General features: G+C 70.6%; 13 protein-coding genes, 1 tRNA gene, 1 other RNA gene and 1 pseudogene. 10 read left to right on the top strand and 6 right to left on the bottom strand.

Translation table 11 applies throughout. The features are described from left to right. The first annotated feature begins 8 nt into the window (after positions 1-8). On the top strand, positions 9-398 hold the full coding sequence (locus ASF58_RS25255) for a site-specific integrase (protein ID WP_082513156.1): 390 nt from the start codon (positions 9-11) through the stop codon (positions 396-398). Between the two features lie 43 nt (positions 399-441). Here ASF58_RS25255 and ASF58_RS18000 read toward each other — a convergent pair. After that, positions 442-518, bottom strand: a tRNA-Arg gene (locus ASF58_RS18000). A 437-nt stretch (positions 519-955) separates the two neighbouring features. Between ASF58_RS18000 and ASF58_RS17995 the strand changes: the two genes are divergently transcribed. Further along, positions 956-1,342, top strand: coding sequence for a hypothetical protein (locus ASF58_RS17995; protein ID WP_055955585.1), 387 nt, complete (start codon positions 956-958; stop codon positions 1,340-1,342). A gap of 46 nt (positions 1,343-1,388) precedes the next feature. Then, a complete protein-coding gene (locus ASF58_RS17990; RefSeq protein ID WP_055955582.1) occupies positions 1,389-2,063 on the top strand; it encodes a hypothetical protein in 675 nt (224 codons plus the stop codon). A 215-nt stretch (positions 2,064-2,278) separates the two neighbouring features. Here the strand turns inward: ASF58_RS17990 and ssrA are convergent. The 4 genes from ssrA to ASF58_RS17975 form a co-directional block, all read right to left on the bottom strand. After that, positions 2,279-2,644: a transfer-messenger RNA gene (gene ssrA / locus ASF58_RS25250) on the bottom strand. Between the two features lie 5 nt (positions 2,645-2,649). Continuing rightward, positions 2,650-2,976: a hypothetical protein gene (locus tag ASF58_RS17985; RefSeq protein ID WP_055955580.1), complete on the bottom strand. Its 327-nt coding sequence runs from the start codon at positions 2,974-2,976 to the stop codon at positions 2,650-2,652. Positions 2,977-3,136: 160 nt separating this feature from the next. Continuing rightward, positions 3,137-3,328 (bottom strand): hypothetical protein, encoded by a 192-nt coding sequence (locus ASF58_RS17980; RefSeq protein ID WP_055955577.1) that lies wholly within the window; start codon positions 3,326-3,328, stop codon positions 3,137-3,139. Between the two features lie 168 nt (positions 3,329-3,496). Next, the gene (locus ASF58_RS17975) at positions 3,497-4,669 is read right to left on the bottom strand and encodes a zinc-dependent alcohol dehydrogenase (RefSeq protein WP_055955574.1); all 1,173 of its coding nucleotides are present in this window, start codon (positions 4,667-4,669) and stop codon (positions 3,497-3,499) included. Positions 4,670-4,971: 302 nt separating this feature from the next. On the opposite strand from ASF58_RS17975, the gene ASF58_RS17970 reads away from it, so the two are divergent. The 7 genes from ASF58_RS17970 (at position 4,972) to parE (ending at position 17,190) form a co-directional block, all read left to right on the top strand. After that, complete coding sequence (locus ASF58_RS17970; protein WP_055955571.1) at positions 4,972-5,205, top strand: hypothetical protein; 234 nt, start codon at positions 4,972-4,974, stop codon at positions 5,203-5,205. A 210-nt stretch (positions 5,206-5,415) separates the two neighbouring features. Beyond that, complete coding sequence (locus tag ASF58_RS17965) at positions 5,416-5,799, top strand: response regulator (RefSeq protein WP_055955569.1); 384 nt, start codon at positions 5,416-5,418, stop codon at positions 5,797-5,799. A gap of 83 nt (positions 5,800-5,882) precedes the next feature. Continuing rightward, on the top strand, positions 5,883-7,787 hold the full coding sequence (locus ASF58_RS17960) for an AI-2E family transporter (RefSeq protein ID WP_055955566.1): 1,905 nt from the start codon (positions 5,883-5,885) through the stop codon (positions 7,785-7,787). Positions 7,788-7,946: 159 nt separating this feature from the next. Further along, positions 7,947-10,739, top strand: a complete 2,793-nt coding sequence (gene topA / locus ASF58_RS17955) for a type I DNA topoisomerase (protein ID WP_055955563.1) — start codon at positions 7,947-7,949, stop codon at positions 10,737-10,739. Positions 10,740-11,081: 342 nt separating this feature from the next. Then, complete coding sequence (locus tag ASF58_RS17950; RefSeq protein ID WP_162242075.1) at positions 11,082-12,761, top strand: methyl-accepting chemotaxis protein; 1,680 nt, start codon at positions 11,082-11,084, stop codon at positions 12,759-12,761. A 111-nt stretch (positions 12,762-12,872) separates the two neighbouring features. Further along, positions 12,873-14,858 (top strand): PhoX family phosphatase, encoded by a 1,986-nt coding sequence (locus ASF58_RS17945; RefSeq protein ID WP_055955556.1) that lies wholly within the window; start codon positions 12,873-12,875, stop codon positions 14,856-14,858. A gap of 265 nt (positions 14,859-15,123) precedes the next feature. After that, the gene (gene parE, locus ASF58_RS17940) at positions 15,124-17,190 is read left to right on the top strand and encodes a DNA topoisomerase IV subunit B (RefSeq protein ID WP_055955554.1); all 2,067 of its coding nucleotides are present in this window, start codon (positions 15,124-15,126) and stop codon (positions 17,188-17,190) included. 268 nt (positions 17,191-17,458) lie between these two features. Here the strand turns inward: parE and ASF58_RS26160 are convergent. Further along, positions 17,459-17,553, bottom strand: a pseudogene (locus tag ASF58_RS26160) (porin family protein); the annotation flags it as partial.

Genomic DNA, 17,553 nt, shown 5'->3' with positions numbered 1-17,553 from the left:
TATCACCACTGGCAGCGCAGACGATCAGAGGTCTCTTGGAGCGTGCTCGTCCACGTTCGCCGTACCTCTTCTGCAAAGCAGACGGGTCACGGATTGGTGATCCGAAGAAAGCGTTTGCAGGTGCATGCCGTCGCGCAGGGATTGCCGAATTTCGCTTCCACGATCTGCGGCACACGTTCGCGTCATGGTGGGTACAGAATGGAGGAGATCTCTACCGGCTCTCTCGCATTCTCGGCCACGCTACGTTGCAAATGACCACACGGTACAGCCACCTTCGCACGGATGATCTGCACGAGGAGCTTGAGCGAGTAAGCGCAAGACGGTCACGAGAACGGTCACAGGAGCGCCTGATTGAGCCACCGGAGGCGTCGGAAACGCTTCTCCCTACCAACCCCTAATCCACACAGGACCTTAGTAGCCTGACACGTCTCCGGAAAGTAATGGCGCGCCCGAAAGGATTCGAACCTCTGACCCCCAGATTCGTAGTCTGGTGCTCTATCCAGCTGAGCTACGGGCGCCTGCGACCGGTGGGGGTTGGTGCCGCCCCCGGTGTGAGCGGGTGTTTAGAGGCTCCTTTTTGCGCTGGCAACCCTGGCGGGACAGATTTTTCGCGGCGGTGCGCCTCGCCGCTCCTTCGGGGTTGGCGCGGGCCGCGGCGATCCCCGGCCCCGGGCTCCAGGCCGACGTTCAACGCGCTCGAAGGATGTTCTTCCGGGGTACAGGGCAGATCTGTCGCCACGGTGCAGCGTATGCGTCGGTCAAAACCTGTTTATTGTCGGCGCGTGATCTTGTCGTTTCATCTCATCATCAGTGTCAGGACAAGATGGAACTTTTATGACAACGCTCAGGCTTGGCCATTTGAGGCGGATGATCGGTTTCCGTCTTGGAACGCTTTGCGGTGCTGCGGGATTGAGAGGGACTCTTGCCTGTCGCAGACTTATCCAAGGAGAATGCCGTGAAACGGTCCCTGACCACCCTCGCCCTTCTGACGATCCTCGGTGCGGGTTCGGCCTCCGCCCAGACCACCGTGACCGGCACCCCGGCCCCGGACGCCAAGTCGAGTGCCACCTCGGGCGGCCAGGAGGCCGTGACCCGGCCCAACACCGACAAGCCGGACGCCACCAAGCCGGCCACGGCCAAGGCCGCGGCGAACGCCAAGCTTGAGGAAGGCGCCAACAGCTTCACCGAGGCCCAGACGCACCACCGCCTGACCGAGGCCGGTTACAAGGACGTCAAGGGCCTGACCAAGGACGACAAGGGCATCTGGCGCGGCGAAGCGATGCTCGACGGCAAGCCGGTCAAGGTCGGCGTCGACTTCAAGGGCAACGTCGCGGCCCAGTAGGCCGCCGCCCCCCGCCCCTTCCCTCGCCCGCACACAGGAGTTTCCCATGGCCCAACAGACCATCACCGCCCTGTACGACGACTACAACGATGCCAGCACGGCCGTCTCCAAGCTGGAGGCCTCCGGTGTCGCGCATGCCGACATCAGCATCGTGAGCAGCAACGAGGGTGACCGCCATGCCGGGCGCCTGCGCACCACCACCGACCTCGACTCGCCCGTCCACGGCGACACCCCCGAGAAGGCGTCCAACGGCGCCGGAGCGGGCGCTACGGTCGGCACGGTCCTGGGCGGCGCCGCCGGCCTGCTGACCGGTCTCGGCCTGCTGGCGATCCCGGGCGTCGGCCCGGTGGTGGCGGCGGGCTGGCTCGTGGCCACCCTGACGGGCGCCGGCATCGGCGCGGCGGCGGGCGGCCTCGCCGGCGGCCTGACCGGTGCGGGCCTCAGCGAGACCGACGCCCACACCTACAGCGAGGGCGTGCGCCGCGGCGGCACCCTGGTGACGGTCCGGGCCGACCAGGCCCATGCGGCCCGGGTGATGGACATCCTGGAGGAGCACGGTTCGATCGACGTCGACGAGCGTGCCCAGAATTGGCGCGCCGAGGGCTGGACCGCCCCGCAGGCCGCCGCCGCGACCTCGCCGGACGCGATCCCGGGCAACGCCCTGGGCGGCACCGTCGAGGGTCGCAACCGCGTGCGCGCCTACCCGACCACGCCGGTCTGATCGGCGACCCGGGACCGCCCTCTCCTTCGGGGGGGGGCGGCTCATCGCAGGTGCGAAGAAGCCCCGGCGGCCCTCTGGCCCCGGGGTTTTTGCGTGCGCTGAAGAGGAGGAGCGGTCGCGGCCCGAGGGCGCGCGGAGCAGCGGTCCCGCGTCGGGGCGGATCCCGGTCTCTCGACGGCCAGCACGGTTCGGGAAAGGGTGGGTCCCGGAGCCGAAGCTCCGGGTTCTGTTTCGACGGTTACCCTACCGCAAGATGCTTACGCCGCGAGGCGGGCATCCATGACAACGTTATCGTTGGCATTTAGAGTTTTGGCCAAATGCTCGAAACAGGGGTTGCCTGCGTCGAACCGGTCGAGTCCTTACCGACAGCCGCATCGTCCCGCACCGAAGTGAGAGCGAACTCGCGATCCCTTTACCGCCCAGTCGATCCTATTTCGCCCCCATCAGAAGACCACCTGCGGATGCGGATGGGCTTTTGGTGGAGGCGCCGGAGTACTGCCCTCCGGGTCCTGAAACGTTATTACGAACCGGTCATCAACCGCAGGCTCGATATAGGCGAAATCGCCGCGCGGGTCCAGCCGGCGCGCTATCCCGCCGCACCCGTCGGCCCGGCCGTCTCGGCCGCGAACCACTCGGCGTAGGGCGTGGTGCGGGCCATGTGCCGGTTGAGGTCGGGCGCGCCGTCGTCCCACCAGACGGGGCCACGCTCGCCGAGGTCGCGCTTGGCCGCATCGACGGCCCGACGGGCCTGCGCGACCGCGTCCGGATCTCCGGCCGTCTTGCCGGCTTTCACGGCCCGGCGCGCATCCATCAGGGCGGCGACGTGGGCGTCGCGCGCGGCGGGGTCGAGGTCGGGGCGGGTCCGGCGCCAGAGCCGGCCGCGCACCACGAGGTAGCGTCCGTCCGGCGTCACGAGCGGCGGCGCGGACTTGCTCCTCGGTGCGGCCTTGGTGCTCGGCTCAGCTTTGGCCCTCGGCTCAGCTTTGGCCCTCGGCTCAGCTTTGGCCCTCGGCTCAGCTTTGGCCCTCGGCTCAGCTTTGGCCCTCGGCTCGGCCTTGGCCCGCGACGGGGCTCTACCCCGCGGCGCGGCCACGGCGATGGGCCTGCTCCTCGATCAGGGCCTCCACGGCCGCGATCGTGTTCTCGAGGTCGGCCACGCGCCGCAGGACGCTGTCGGGTGGCAGCATCGCGATCTTCGCGGCTTCTGTGATGAGGGTCCTCTGAGCGTCCTTGAGGCGGTCGAGGAGAGATTCCAAGTCTGACATTGCTCGGCTTTAGCGGATGCCGGGGGCGGCCCGCAATGCACATCCGAGCAAGTTGGCCGAGATATCCTTGCCTGATCTCGTCGGCTATTGTCCTGCCGCGCGCCGAAACCCGGCGCGCGACGTGGGCTCCGACTTCGGCGAAGCGGCCTCGGTTGAGCAAGTCGGGGCTCAGTTGGGGTGGAACACCACCTTCACGCAGCCATCCTTCTTGTCCCGGAAGGTCTTGTAGAGATCAGGACCGTCGGCGAGGTTGGTCGACCGGTGCGTGATCAGCGACGTCATGTCGAACCGGCCCGCCTGGATCAGCTTGGTCAGCGTCTCGAGGTAGCGCTTCACGTGGGTCTGGCCGCTCTTCAGGGTCAGGCCTTTCTGGACGATCATGCCCATGTTGACCGGCACCGGCCCGCCATAGACGCCCGGCACCGAGACGATGCCGCAGGGGCGCACGGCCTTGATGGCCTCGGCCAGGGCATAGGGGCGCTCGGTCGAGGTCAGCGTCTCCTGCAGGGTGCTGAGCACCCCGGCGATGCCATGGCCGGCGGTGGCCTCCATGCCGACGCAGTCGATGACGCCGTCGGCGCCCTCCCCCTTGCTGATCTCCAGGATGCGCGCGAAGACGTCCTCCTTCATGAAGTCGATGACGTCGGTGGCGCCGTATTTGCGGGCCAGCGCCAGGCGCTCGGGCACGGTCTCGATGGCGATGATGCGCTCGGCCCCCATGATCTTGGCCGACTGGATCGCGAACAGGCCGACGGGCCCGGCCCCCCAGACCGCGATGATCTCACCGCCCTTGATCTCGCAATGCTCGGCGCCCTGCCAGCCGGTGGGCAGGATGTCGGTGAGGAACAGCACCGACTCGTCGTCCATGCCGTCCGGCACCTTCATCGGGCCGACGTCGGCCATGGGCACGCGCACGTACTCGGCCTGGCCGCCGGCATAGCCGCCGGTGATGTGCGAGTACCCGAACAGGCCCGCGGTGGTGTAGCCGAACTGGGCGGCCGCCATGGCGGCGTTGCGGTTCGAGCGCTGGCAGACCGACCAGTTGCCGAGGCGGCACTGGCGGCACTCGCCGCAATTGATGTTGAAGGGCACGACGATGCGGTCGCCCTTGCGGAACTTGGTGAAGCCGGTTCCGACCTCCACCACCTCGCCCATGAATTCGTGGCCGAGGACGTCGCCGGATTCCATGGTGGGCATCTGCCCGTCCATCAGGTGGAGATCCGAGCCGCAGATGGCGCAGCTCGTCACCTTGATGATGACGTCGCGGGCATCCTCGATCTGCGGATCGGGAACCGTATCGCAGCGGATGTCGCCCTTGCCGTGCCAGCACAGTGCCTTCATGGCGGATCTCCAAGAGCCTGGGGGCCGGGGGCGGCGCGCGGGCGGGATGGGGGGGATTGTGGGATTGTAGGATTGTGGGAAGCCGTGGCCGCGAACGGGCCATCCGGACGAGAAGAGGTCCGCGCCGTGCCTTGTTCCCTGAAGGCCTGGTACCCTGGAGGCCCGGTTGCCTGGAGGCCCGGTTCCCGGGGCACCGGGTTCCCCAAAGACCGGTCCGTGGAACGGCCGCGGCATCGATCCCGTTGGCCCCGCGGTCCGCGCCGGAGTGAACTTCGGCCGGACAGCCTCGCCGGGAAGGCCCCATGCTGCTCCTCGTCCTGTCCCTCCTGCTCCTGGCCACCTTCGTCCTGATGATCGTCCGGCGGCGCGACATCGGTCGCCTCACCTCCTTCGCGACGCTACTGGCGGCCGTGATGCTGATGATCTGGATGCAAAACAACGGCCTCCTGCCGGGCAGCCAGGGGCGCTTCAGCGACGACCGGCCCCGGACGAGCCTCGATCCGCCGGCCCCGGCGCCGGCCGCGCGCATTCCCTGAGGGGCAGGGCCGTCACAGCACGGAGCCTGTGTCGCTCGATCGCGTGGGATGCCATGGACCGTTCCGGCCGATCGTGCGTTCACCGCTCGGCCCGTGCACGTGTCTTGCTCGGGGGGCTCGCGTGTCGGGGGCCGGGTCCTGTGCGGACCGCCCGGGGCGCGACAGATCCGGCGGCATCGGGGCCGGGGACGATCGAAGGGTATTGGGGTGATGGCGAAAATTCTTCTGGTGGAAGATCACGAGGAGATCTGGGACTTCCTGTCCCGCCGGCTGAAGCGGCGCGGCTACGACGTGATCCTCGCCCATGACGGCGAATCCGGCGTGCAGCAGGCCCGCACCGGGCAGCCGGATGTCATCCTCCTCGACATGAACCTGCCCATCCTGGACGGCTGGTCGGCGGCCCGCGTGCTGAAATCCGGCAGCGACACCAAGGGGATCCCGATCATCGCCCTGACCGCGCACGCCATGTCGGGCGATCGCGACAAGGCGATCCAGGCCGGCTGCAACGACTACCACCCGAAGCCGGTGGACTTCTCCAAGCTGCTGACCCAGATCAACGCTGCCGTCGGTCCGCAGGCGCCCGCCATCGCCTGAGGCGGCCCGCCCGGCCGCCCCGCGCCCCCGATGCCCGCGCATCGGCGACCGCGTCGCTCACCCCAACGAGACCCATCCCATCCATGAGCGACGATCCCATCACCGCCCGCCTCCTACGGCAGGCGATGCCGGTCTTCACGACCCTGGCCTCCTGCCTCCTCGTGATCACCATCGCGGCGGCCCTGTATCTCGGGCGCGACATCTTCGTGCCGGTGACCCTGGCGATCCTGCTGAGCTTCGTCCTGGTGCCGGGGGTACGCCTCCTGCGCCGCATCCGGGTGCCCCGGGCGCTGGCCGTCCTGGCGGTGGTGCTCACGGCCTTCGGGGCGCTCCTCGGGGTGTCGGTCCTCATCGCCAACGAGGCGGCGCAGCTCGCCTCCGACCTGCCGCGCTATCAGGTGACGATGCGCGAGAAGATCGCCTCGTTGAAGGAGGCGACCGCCGGCAGCGGCACCCTCTCCCGCATGGTCGACATGGTGCAGGATCTCGGCGCCGAGCTGCAGCCGGACCCGAACGCCACCCCGCCCGAGGGCAGCGCCGGCAGCGTCGCCCATCCCCTCCACGTCCAGATCGCCTCGGCCAAGGCCGGGCTGATCGGAACCCTCGGCGCCGTCGCCGGCCCGATCCTGCATCCGCTCGCCACCACGGGCCTGATCCTGATCTTCACGATCTTCATCCTGCTGCAGCGGGAGGATCTGCGGAACCGCGCGATCCGCCTGGCGGGCTCGGGGGATCTGCGCCGGACCACGGCGGCCATCGACGACGCGGTGGCCCGCCTCAGCCGGTTCTTCCTCGCCCAGCTCGTCCTCAACATCGCCTTCGGCCTCGTGATCGGCCTCGGCCTCTGGGTCATCGGCGTGCCCAACCCGATCCTGTTCGGGGTGCTGGCCGCGATCATGCGCTTCGTGCCTTACATCGGCGCGGCGATCAGCGCCCTCCTACCCCTGATCGTGGCCGCCGCCGTCGATCCGGGCTGGAGCATGGTCATCGCCACCGCGGCCCTGTTCCTGGTGGTGGAGCCCATCGCCGGCCACGTGGTCGAGCCCCTGCTCTACGGCCATTCCACCGGACTCTCGCCCATCGCGGTGATCCTGGCCGCCACCCTCTGGGCCTTCCTGTGGGGGCCGATCGGCCTCGTGCTGGCCACCCCCATCACCGTCTGCCTCGTGGTGCTGGGGCGCCACATCGAGCGGCTCTGGTACCTCGACGTCATCCTGGGCGACCGCCCGGCCCTGTCGCCGCCGGAGATCTTCTACCAGCGCATGCTGGCGGGGGACCCTGAGGAGGCGATCGACCAGGGCCGGATGTTCCTCAAGGCCCGTGCCCTCGTCACCTACTACGACGAGGTCGTGCTGGCCGGCCTGCTGATGGCCCAGGAGGACCTGTCTCGCGGGACCCTCGACCGGATCCGCCAGGACCAGGTCGGCACCGCCCTGCGCACCGTCGTCGCCCGCCTCGGCACCATGCCGGTGGGCCGCAAGATCGGGTCTTCCGGCTCGGCCGGCAATTCCGAGACCTCGGCGGCGATCGCCGCCATCGGGCCGGACCGGCAGGTCGCCGCCGTGGTGCTGCGCCCGGACGACCTCCCGGCGCGCTGGCGCGCGGCCCGGCCGGTGCTCTGCGTCTCGAGCCGCGGCCCGTTCGACGAGGCGGCGACGGCGATGCTGGGGCAGATCCTGGGACGGCACGGCCTCGGCGCGCAGGTGATGTCGATGGCGGAGCTGCGCCGGGGCGAGACGCCGGACGACCTCTCGGGGATCGCCCTGGTCTGCTTCTCTTACCTGGAGCCCGTCAGCCTGTCGCAGATCCGGCTGAACGTCCGCCAGGCGCGGCGGGCGATTCCGGGGGTGCGGGTCCTCGTCGGCTTCTGGCGCGAGCGCGATCCGGCCTCCCTCGACCGGCTGCGTCGCACCCTCTCCGCCGACGTGCTGGTGACCACCCTGAACGGGGCGCTCGACGCAGCCCTGACCTTCGCCAAACGGGGGTGAGGCCCGGCCGGGCCGGCCCGGTCATTTGACATCCCCCTGGGCTTGACCCACTTCTCCCCCGCGCCGACCCCCTCTCCGGACGGGTGGCGACGCCCCCCGCACAATCTGGGAACGGTCGTTGCTGCGGGTCAGGCCCTGACGAGAGGCTAGTACCAGCACATGAAAGTCGTCGTCGTCGAGTCGCCGGCCAAGGCCAAGACGATCAACAAGTATCTCGGCCGCGACTACGAGGTTCTCGCCTCGTTCGGCCATATCCGAGACCTTCCGGCCAAGGACGGCTCCGTCGATCCGGAGGCGGACTTCCACATGCTGTGGGAGCTCGACGATCGCGGATCGAAGCGCGTCTCCGACATCGTCAAGGCGCTTAAGGGCGCCGACGGCCTGATTCTCGCCACCGACCCGGATCGCGAGGGCGAGGCGATCTCCTGGCACGTGGTCGAGGCCCTCACCGCCCGCCGCGCCCTCAAGGGCATGCCGGTGGAGCGCGTGACCTTCAACGCCATCACCAAGGCGGCGGTGGAGACCGCCATGCGCCAGCCCCGGCAGATCGACCAGGCGCTGGTCGACGCCTACCTGGCCCGCCGGGCGCTCGACTACCTCGTCGGCTTCAACCTCTCGCCGGTGCTGTGGCGCAAGCTGCCCGGCGCCCGGTCGGCCGGGCGCGTGCAGTCGGTGGCGCTACGCCTCGTCTGCGAGCGCGAGCGCGAGATCGAGGTCTTCAAGCCGCGGGAATACTGGTCCCTGGTGGCGACCCTGGTGACGGAGACCGGCGCCAGCTTCGAGGCCCGCCTCACCGGCGCGGACGGCAAGCGCATCCAGCGCCTCGACGTCGGCACCGGCGAGGAGGCGGCGGCGTTCAAGCGCGACCTCGAGCTCGGCACCTTCTCGGTGGGCAGCGTCGAGGCCAAGCCCGCCAAGCGCCACCCTGCCCCGCCCTTCACCACCTCGACCCTGCAGCAGGAGGCCTCCCGCAAGCTCGGGATGGCGCCGGCCCAGACCATGCGCGCCGCCCAGAAGCTCTACGAGGGCGTCGAGATCGACGGCGAGACGGTGGGCCTGATCACCTACATGCGGACCGACGGCGTCGACATGGCGCCGGAGGCGATCGCCGACGTCCGGCAGGTCATCGGCAAGGAATACGGCGAGCGCTACCTGCCGGGGGCGCCGCGCAAGTACAGCGTCAAGGCCAAGAACGCCCAGGAGGCGCACGAGGCGGTGCGCCCCACCGACATGAGCCGGCTGCCCAAGACGGTGGCCCGCACCGTCGATGCCGAGCAGGCCAAGCTCTACGAGCTGATCTGGACCCGCACGGTGGCGAGCCAGATGGAATCGGCTGAGCTGGAGCGCACGACCGTGGACGTGGTCGCCCAGGTCGGGCCGCGCACGCTGGAGCTGCGCGCCACCGGCCAGGTGGTGAAGTTCGACGGCTTCCTCACCCTCTACCAGGAGGGCAAGGACGACGAGGAGGACGAGGACGGCCGGCGTCTGCCGCCGATGAAGGCGGGCGATCCGCTCAAGCGCGAGCGCATCGCCTCGACCCAGCACTTCACCGAGCCGCCGCCGCGCTACTCCGAGGCCAGCCTCGTCAAGCGCATGGAGGAGCTCGGCATCGGCCGGCCCTCCACCTACGCCGCCGTGCTGCAGACCCTGCGCGACCGCGAATACGTGCGGATCGACAAGAAGCGCCTCGTGGCCGAGGACAAGGGCCGCCTCGTCACCGGCTTCCTCGAGAGCTTCTTCAAGCGCTACGTCGAGTACGACTTCACCGCCGACCTCGAGACGCAGCTCGACCGGGTCTCGAACGCCGAGATCGACTGGCGCGAGGTGCTGCGCGACTTCTGGCGCGAGTTCTCCGCGGCGATCGCCGGCACCAAGGAACTGCGCGTCACGGAGGTGCTCGACGCCCTCAACGATCTCCTCGGCGCCCACATCTTCCCCGAGAAGGCCGACGGCTCGAACCCGCGCACCTGCCCGACCTGCGGCTCCGGCCAACTCTCCCTGAAGCTCGGCAAGTTCGGCGCCTTCGTGGGCTGCTCGAACTACCCGGAGTGCAAGTACACCCGCCAGCTCGCCGCCTCGGGCGTCGAGGGCGACGGCGAGGGCTCGTCCGAGAACGGCGGCCAGCCCGGCACGCGGGTGCTCGGCAACGACCCCGTCTCCGGGCTGCCCGTGACGGTGCGCGACGGCCGCTTCGGCCCCTTCGTGCAGCTCGGCGAGGCCTCCACCGAGAAGGAGGCGCCCAAGCCCAAGCGCTCGTCGATCCCGAAGGGCACCAGCCCGTCCTCGGTCGACCTGGAGATGGCCCTGAAGCTGCTCTCCCTGCCGCGCGAGGTGGCGAAGCATCCAGAGACCGGGGAGCCGATCCTGGCCAATCTCGGCCGCTTCGGGCCCTACGTGCAGCACGGCAAGATGTACGCGAATCTCGGGCGCGACGACGACGTGCTGGAGATCGGCGCCAACCGGGCCATCGACCTCATCGTCGCCAAGGAACAGGGCGGCGGCCGGCGCGGGCCGGCGGCGGATCCGGGTCGGCCCCTCGGCGAGCACCCGGAGACGGGCAAGCCCATCGTGGTGAAGTCGGGCAAGTACGGCCCCTACGTCACCGACGGCACCACCAACGCGACGCTGCCCAAGACCATGGCGGCCGAGGCCGTCGACCTGCCCCAGGCGCTGGAGCTGATCGCCGCCCGGGAAGCCGCGGGCGGGGGCAAGAAGAAGGCCCCGGCTCGCAAGGCGGCGGGTGCCAAGGCCCCGGCCAAGGCGACGGCGACTAAGAAGGCGGCTTCCAAGAAAGCGCCTTCCAAGAAGGCTGCCGAGACGACGGCGGCGGACGGCGACGCGGTCGCCGAACCCGCCAAGGCCGCCAAGGCACCGGCGAAGAGCGCCGGCAAACCGGCATCGGAGAAGTCTGCGGCGGGGAAGCCCGCCCCGGCCGCACGCAAGAAGGCCTGAGCGCCCGCGAAGGCTCGCCCTCCCCCGATCGTCGCGGTTGTCGGGCAACCGCGCCGGTGGCGGGACGGCGCGCCCCTCGACGGCCGGGCCGGAAAGGATCTCGGCAAAGCTGCGGCGACCCTTGGGCGAGAGCCCGGCAGATGACGCCGGGGCTTCGGCCTCCGAGCCCGGCGACGGCCGAACCCGTGACCGGTCCCACGTTGCGATCCGGCCCTTTGTGGTCGGTTGGACTGCGCAATGTTAGCACTTGTTTATGGACTTGCCCCAAACATTGCAGACATGCGATTCTTATCCAGACAGCAGGCTGACGGGCCCGGGGCGACAACTGCACAGGCCGTGCCGGTGGCGCAGCCCCGGGTGGGGGCCGATCCGCCGCCGCGGGCCGTTCACGGCGAGGTGCTGGACGCCATCGAGAGCGACGTCCTGACGGCGATCGGCAATGTCGGCGCCGCCATCGCGGCGACCCGGACCGAGGTGGTGGACATGCAGGCCGGGCTCGCCGGCATCCGCGACCGCATGCGCCACCTCGCCGAGGCCGCCGAGGCGGCGAGCGCGGCCAGTGCCGGCTTCACCGGGCGGACCCAGGGCCTGTCCACGGTCTCGACGCGCATCACCGACGCCATGGCGCAGGCCTCCGGGCATCTCGATCAGGCGGGCACCCGCGGGGACGAGGCCCGGGCACTCATCGGCGCCCTGGCGACGGCCGGCAACGAGATCGCCAGCATCGTCGACACCATCTCGGCGGTCGCGCGCCAGACCAACCTGCTGGCGCTGAACGCCACCATCGAGGCGGCCCGGGCCGGCGAGGCGGGCCGCGGCTTCGTCGTGGTGGCGGCGGAGGTGAAGGCCCTCGCGGTGGAGACCGCCCGGGCGGCCGACGACGTCCGCAGCCGGATCGCGCGGCTGCGCGAGGGGGCGACCGCCTCCAGCGCCGCCATCGGTGCGGCGGCGGAGGCGATCGAGGCGGTCCGGCCAGCCTTCGGCACCGTGCGGGGTATCGTCGACCAGCAGGTCGGCATCGTCACCGACGTGGTCTCGGAGGCCACGCGGACGGCGGGCCTGATCGCCGACGTGAGCGTCGGCGCGGGCGAGACCAGCGCCGCCACCGTCGCCCTCGACCGGCGGGCCGAGGCCATGGAGAGCGCCGCCGGCCAGGCCGCCGAGGAGGCCGCCGGCCTCGGGCGCCGCTTCGTCGCGGTGATCCGCCAGAACGAGATCGGCGACCGGCGGCGGGCAGACCGCTACCCGGCCGACCTGTCGGTCGCGCTCCGGGACGGGACCCGGATCCGCACCATCGACCTCAGCGAGGGCGGCCTTCTGCTGGCCCGGCCCGAGGCCGGGCCGGCGATCGCCGCGGGAAGCCTCCTCGAGCTCGAGGTCGCCGCGATCGGGCCCGTCCGGGCCCGGGTGGCGGCCGTCAGCCCGATGGGCCTGCACTGCGCCTTCGAGGATCTCGGCGCCGAGACCGCGGCGAAGCTCGCGGCCAGGCTCGCGGCGATCCAGGCGGAGTACGCGCCCCTGGTCGCCCGGGCCCAGGCCGTCGCCGGCACCATCAGCGGCCTGCTGGACGCCGAGATCGCGGCCGGGCGTCTCTCCGCCGGCCTCCTGTTCGACACCGACTACGTGGCGATCCTCGACACCCACCCGCGCCAGTTCATGACCCGGTCGGTCGAGACCCTGGAGCGGCTGCTGGGCGGCGTGCTGGAGGCGCCCCTGGCCGAGGACCCGGCGATGATGTTCTGCATCGTGGCCGACCGGAACGGCTACGTGCCGGTGCACAATCGCGCGGTGTCGCAGCCGCAGCGGCCGGGCGACCCCGTCTGGAACAACGCCCACAGCCGCAACCGGCGCATCTTCGACGATCGCACCGGCATCACCGCCGCGCGCTCCACCCGCCCGGCCACCGTCCAGGTCTATCGCCGCGAGATCGGCGACCGCATCGTCATGGTGCGCGAGGTCGATGCGCCGATCCGCGTGCAGGGCCGGCACTGGGGCGCCTGCCGGACGGCCTACCGCTTCTGACGCTCCGGGACGCTGTCACACCGGTGCCATGCGGGGCGGCTAGCGGGAGGGTTTGCCGCCCGCTGTCCCGTCTACCCGCCTTCCCGCCACCCGCCTTGCCGGAGCCGCCGCATGACCGAACCGATGCGAACCCGCTCGCAGGCCGCCGAGGCCGCCGAGGATCACGGCTCGAACGGCAGCCGGAACCCGACCTTCGGCGACGTCGTGGCGGCGCGCTTCGACCGGCGCGACCTCCTGCGCGGTCTCCTCGGCGTCGGCGCCATCGCGGCCGTGGTGACGCCTCGCGCCCTGGCCGCCGGCGGGGCGCAGGCGGCCGAGGCCGCTCCCAGCGCCGACGCCCGCTTCCCCTTCGCCGAGATCGCGGCCGGATCGGATGCGCACCACCACGTCGCCGCCGGGCACGACGCCGAGATCCTGATCCGCTGGGGCGACCCGGTGCTGCCCGGCGCGCCCGCCTTCGACCCGCGCAACCAGACGGCGGCCGCCCAGGCCCAGCAGTTCGGCTACAACAACGATTTCGTCGGCTACTTCCCCATGCCGGGGGCGGCCGACCCGGCGGCGCACGGCCTCCTCGTGGTCAACCACGAATACACCAACGAGGAGCTCATGTTCCCCGGCCTCGGCCGCCAGGACGGCAAGGCGGTCGACTTCCAGGGCATGACCCGGGAGCTCGTCGACATCGAGATGGCGGCCCATGGCGGCTCGGTCATCGAGATCCGGCGCCAGGACGGCCGCTGGGCGGTGGTGCCCGACTCGCGCTACGCCCGCCGCATCACCGCCGCGACGCCGATGGTCCTGACCGGCCCGGCCGCCGGCACCGACCGGGTGCGGACCGCCGCCGATCCCAGCGGCCGCTCGGCCCTCGGGATGATCAACAACTGCGCCGGCGGCACGACCCCGTGGGGGACGTGGCTGACCTGCGAGGAGAACATCAACTACTACTTCTCCGGCGCCCTGCCGGCGGGGTCGCCGGAGGCCGCCAACCACAAGCGCTTCAACCTGCCGGCCGGCGCCTATGCCTGGGGCCGCTTCCACGAGCGCTTCGATGTCGGCCGCGCGCCCAACGAGCCGAACCGCTTCGGCTGGGTGGTGGAGATCGACCCCTTCGACCCGACGAGCGTCCCGAAGAAGCGCACGGCCCTGGGGCGCTTCAAGCACGAGGGCGCGGCTGGCATCGTCGCCAAGCAGGGCCAATACGTGATCTACCAGGGCGACGACGAGCGCTTCGACTACGTCTACAAGTTCGTCACCGCCGGCCGGGCCGACAGCGGCGACCGCGACCTGCTCGATTCCGGCACCCTGCACGTGGCCCGCTTCGACGCCGATGGGCGCGGCACCTGGATGCCGCTGGTCTTCGGGCAGGGCCCGCTGACGCCCGAGAACGGCTTCGCGTCCCAGGCCGACGTGGTGATCGGCGCCCGGCTCGCCGCCGACCGGCTCGGGGCCACCAAGATGGACCGGCCCGAGGATGTCGAGGCCAACCCGAAGACCGGCAAGGTCTACGTGATGCTGACCAACAACGGGAAGCGCAAGGCGGACCAGGTCGACGCCGCCAACCCCCGGGCCGACAACCGCTTCGGCCACATCGTCGAGCTCACCCCCGACGACGGCGACCACGCGGCCCCGGGCTTCGCCTGGGAGATCCTGGTCCGCTGCGGCGATCCGGCCATCGCCCAGGTCGGCGCCACCTTCTCGTCGGCCACCACCGCGAACGGCTGGTTCGGCATGCCGGACAATTGCGCCGTCGACGGCCTCGGCCGGCTCTGGGTCGCCACGGACGGCAACGCGCCCTCGCGCACCGGGCGCAACGACGGGATCTGGGCGGTGGAGACCGAGGGCGCGGGCCGGGGCACGGCCAAGCACTTCTTCCGGGTGCCCCACGGCGCCGAGATGTGCGGCCCCTATTTCGTCCCCGACGACACCACCTTCTTCGTGGCCGTCCAGCATCCCGGCGAGGCCGACGAGGAGGACTCGAAGGCGGTGCCCGCCACCTTCGAGGCGCCCGCCACGCGCTGGCCCGATTTCGACCCGGCGATGCCGCCGCGCCCCGCCGTGCTGACGATCACCCGCCGCGGGGGCGGCCGCGTCGGGACCTGAGGCGGCCCACGGGCGCGCCGCCCGGGGCAACGATCCACGGATCACGCGGCCGTCAGGCCTTCTTAACCACCCCCATACCATGTCATGGGGTGGTACGTCCTGTGCGGCGGGGGCTTCCGGCCTCCGCCCCGGAGGGCGGGAACCCCTTTCTGTTTCCGGTTTGTTCCGGTATGGTGAGAGGATGAAGGCGAATGCTGCACGGTCTCCCTCTGCGATCCGGCCCGCGAAGCCCGCGGCCTCACCATCACCCGCGCGAGGCGCTCCGGTGAGCGACCCCGCACGCGATCTCTTCGCCGGCGGCAAGGCGCCCCTGCCGAAGGCCGCCGAGCGTCGCAAGCTCGACGCCGCCGTGGCGCCGCTCGCGCCGCCGCCGCCGCCCGTCTCGGCGGAAGCCGGCTACGACGCCTCCACCATCGAGGTGCTGGAGGGGCTGGAGCCGGTGCGCCGCCGCCCCGGCATGTATATCGGCGGCACCGACGAGCGCGCCCTGCACCACCTCTTCGCCGAGGTGATCGACAACGCCATGGACGAGGCGGTGGCGGGCCATGCCAGCTTCATCGAGGTGGAACTGGAGGAGAGCGGCCACCTCGTCGTCACCGACAATGGGCGCGGCATCCCGGTCGATCCCCATCCGCACCCGAAACACGCGCACCAGTCCGCCCTGGAGGTCATCATGACCGTCCTGCACGCGGGCGGTAAGTTCGACTCGAAGGTCTACGAGACGTCCGGAGGCCTGCACGGCGTCGGCATCTCGGTGGTGAACGCCCTCTCGGACGAGCTCGAGGTCGAGGTCGCCCGCAGCCAGACCCTGTATCGCCAAACCTTTTCGCGCGGACTCGTGCAGGGTCCCCTGGAAACCGTCGGCCGGGTGCAGAACCGGCGCGGCACCCGCGTGCGCTTCCACCCCGATGCCGAGATCTTCGGGGCGCTGAAGTTCGACCCCCGCCGCCTGTTCAGGATGGCGCGCTCCAAGGCCTACCTGTTCGGCGGAGTCGAAATCCGCTGGCGCTGCGCCCCTGCCCTGCTGGAGGGCCTGGACGACGTGCCGGCCGAGACCGTGCACCGCTTCCCCGGGGGCCTGCGCGACTATCTCGCCCGCGATCTCGAGGGCAAGGAACTCGTCACCGACGCGATCTTCTCGGGCAAGATCACCAAGCCGGGCGGGCACGGCTCCCTCGAATGGGCCGTCGCCTGGATGGTGACCGACGACGGCGTCTCGGCCTCCTACTGCAACACCATCCCGACGGCGGAGGGCGGCACCCACGAGAGCGGCCTGCGCGTCGCCCTGCTGCGGGCCCTGCGCGAGCATGCCGAGCGCGTCGGCCAGGCCAAGCGCATGAATGCGGTGACCACCGACGACGTCATGGCGACCTGCGCCTCGATGCTCTCGGTCTTCATCCGCGAACCCGAGTTCCAGGGCCAGACCAAGGACAAGCTCGCTACCGTCGAGGCCTCGCGCATCGTCGAGACCGCGATCCGCGACGCCTTCGACCACTGGCTCGCCGCCTCCCCGGCCCAGGCCAACAAGCTCCTCGACTGGGTGATCGACCGGGCCGAGGAGCGCCTGCGCCGGCGCCAGGAGAAGGAGGTCGCGCGCAAGTCCGCCACCCGCAAGCTGCGGCTGCCGGGCAAGCTCGCCGACTGCTCCAAGGCGGGCATGGCCGGTTCGGAGATCTTCATCGTCGAGGGCGACTCGGCCGGCGGCTCGGCCAAGCAGGCGCGCGACCGCGCCACCCAGGCGATCCTGCCCCTGCGCGGCAAGATCCTCAACGTCGCCTCGGCGAGCCGGGACAAGCTCGGCGCCAACCAGCTGATCTCGGACCTGACCCAGGCGCTGGGCTGCGGCACCGGCACGGGCTACCGCTCGGAGGACCTTCGCTACGAGAAGGTGATCATCATGACGGACGCCGACGTCGACGGTGCCCATATCGCCTCGCTGCTGATCACGTTCTTCTACCGGCAGATGCCCAAGCTCATCGACCGGGGGCACCTCTACCTGGCGATCCCACCGCTCTACCGGATCAGCCAGGGGGCCAAGACGGCCTATGCCCGGGACGACGACCACAAGGCCCAGCTGATCAAGACCGTGTTCAAGAACGGCAAGGTCGAGATCGGCCGCTTCAAGGGCCTCGGCGAGATGATGCCGGCGCAGCTCAAGGAGACCACCATGGACCCGAAGAAGCGCACGCTCCTGCGGGTGGAGGTGCTGGACGAGGCCCGGGACTCCACCGGGGACGCGGTCGAGCGCCTGATGGGCAACAAGCCCGAGGCGCGTTTCACCTTCATCTCCGAGCGGGCGGCCTTCGCCGACGGGGCCGAACTCGACATCTGAGACGGCAAGCGCCTGCGCCTCCGAAAACCCGGGGGCGCGGGCGAGGATCGGCAACGCTCCACCATCGGCAAGTCTTCGAGCTCCGCAAGCCTTCGGACTCGTCAAACCTTCGGACCTGTCAAGTCTTCGGACTCGGCAGGTGCCCGAAGACGCGGCGCCGCGGAACAGGAGCCCAAACGCAAGAAAGCCCGGCCGTAAGGCCGGGCTTTCTTGTTGGCCGGGGCCCGCGCGACCGGATCGATCGCGCGGGAGGCCGTTGGTTCGGATCCTAGTAGGAGCCGAACTTGTAGTTCAGGCCGGCGCGGACGACGGCGAACTCGGTGTCGCGCACCTGACGGCCGCCGCTGACCAGGACGACGCCCG

Source organism: Methylobacterium sp. Leaf125 (genome assembly GCF_001423085.1).
GTDB lineage: Bacteria > Pseudomonadota > Alphaproteobacteria > Rhizobiales > Beijerinckiaceae > Methylobacterium.
This window is presented reverse-complemented; position numbering and strand designations above follow the sequence as displayed.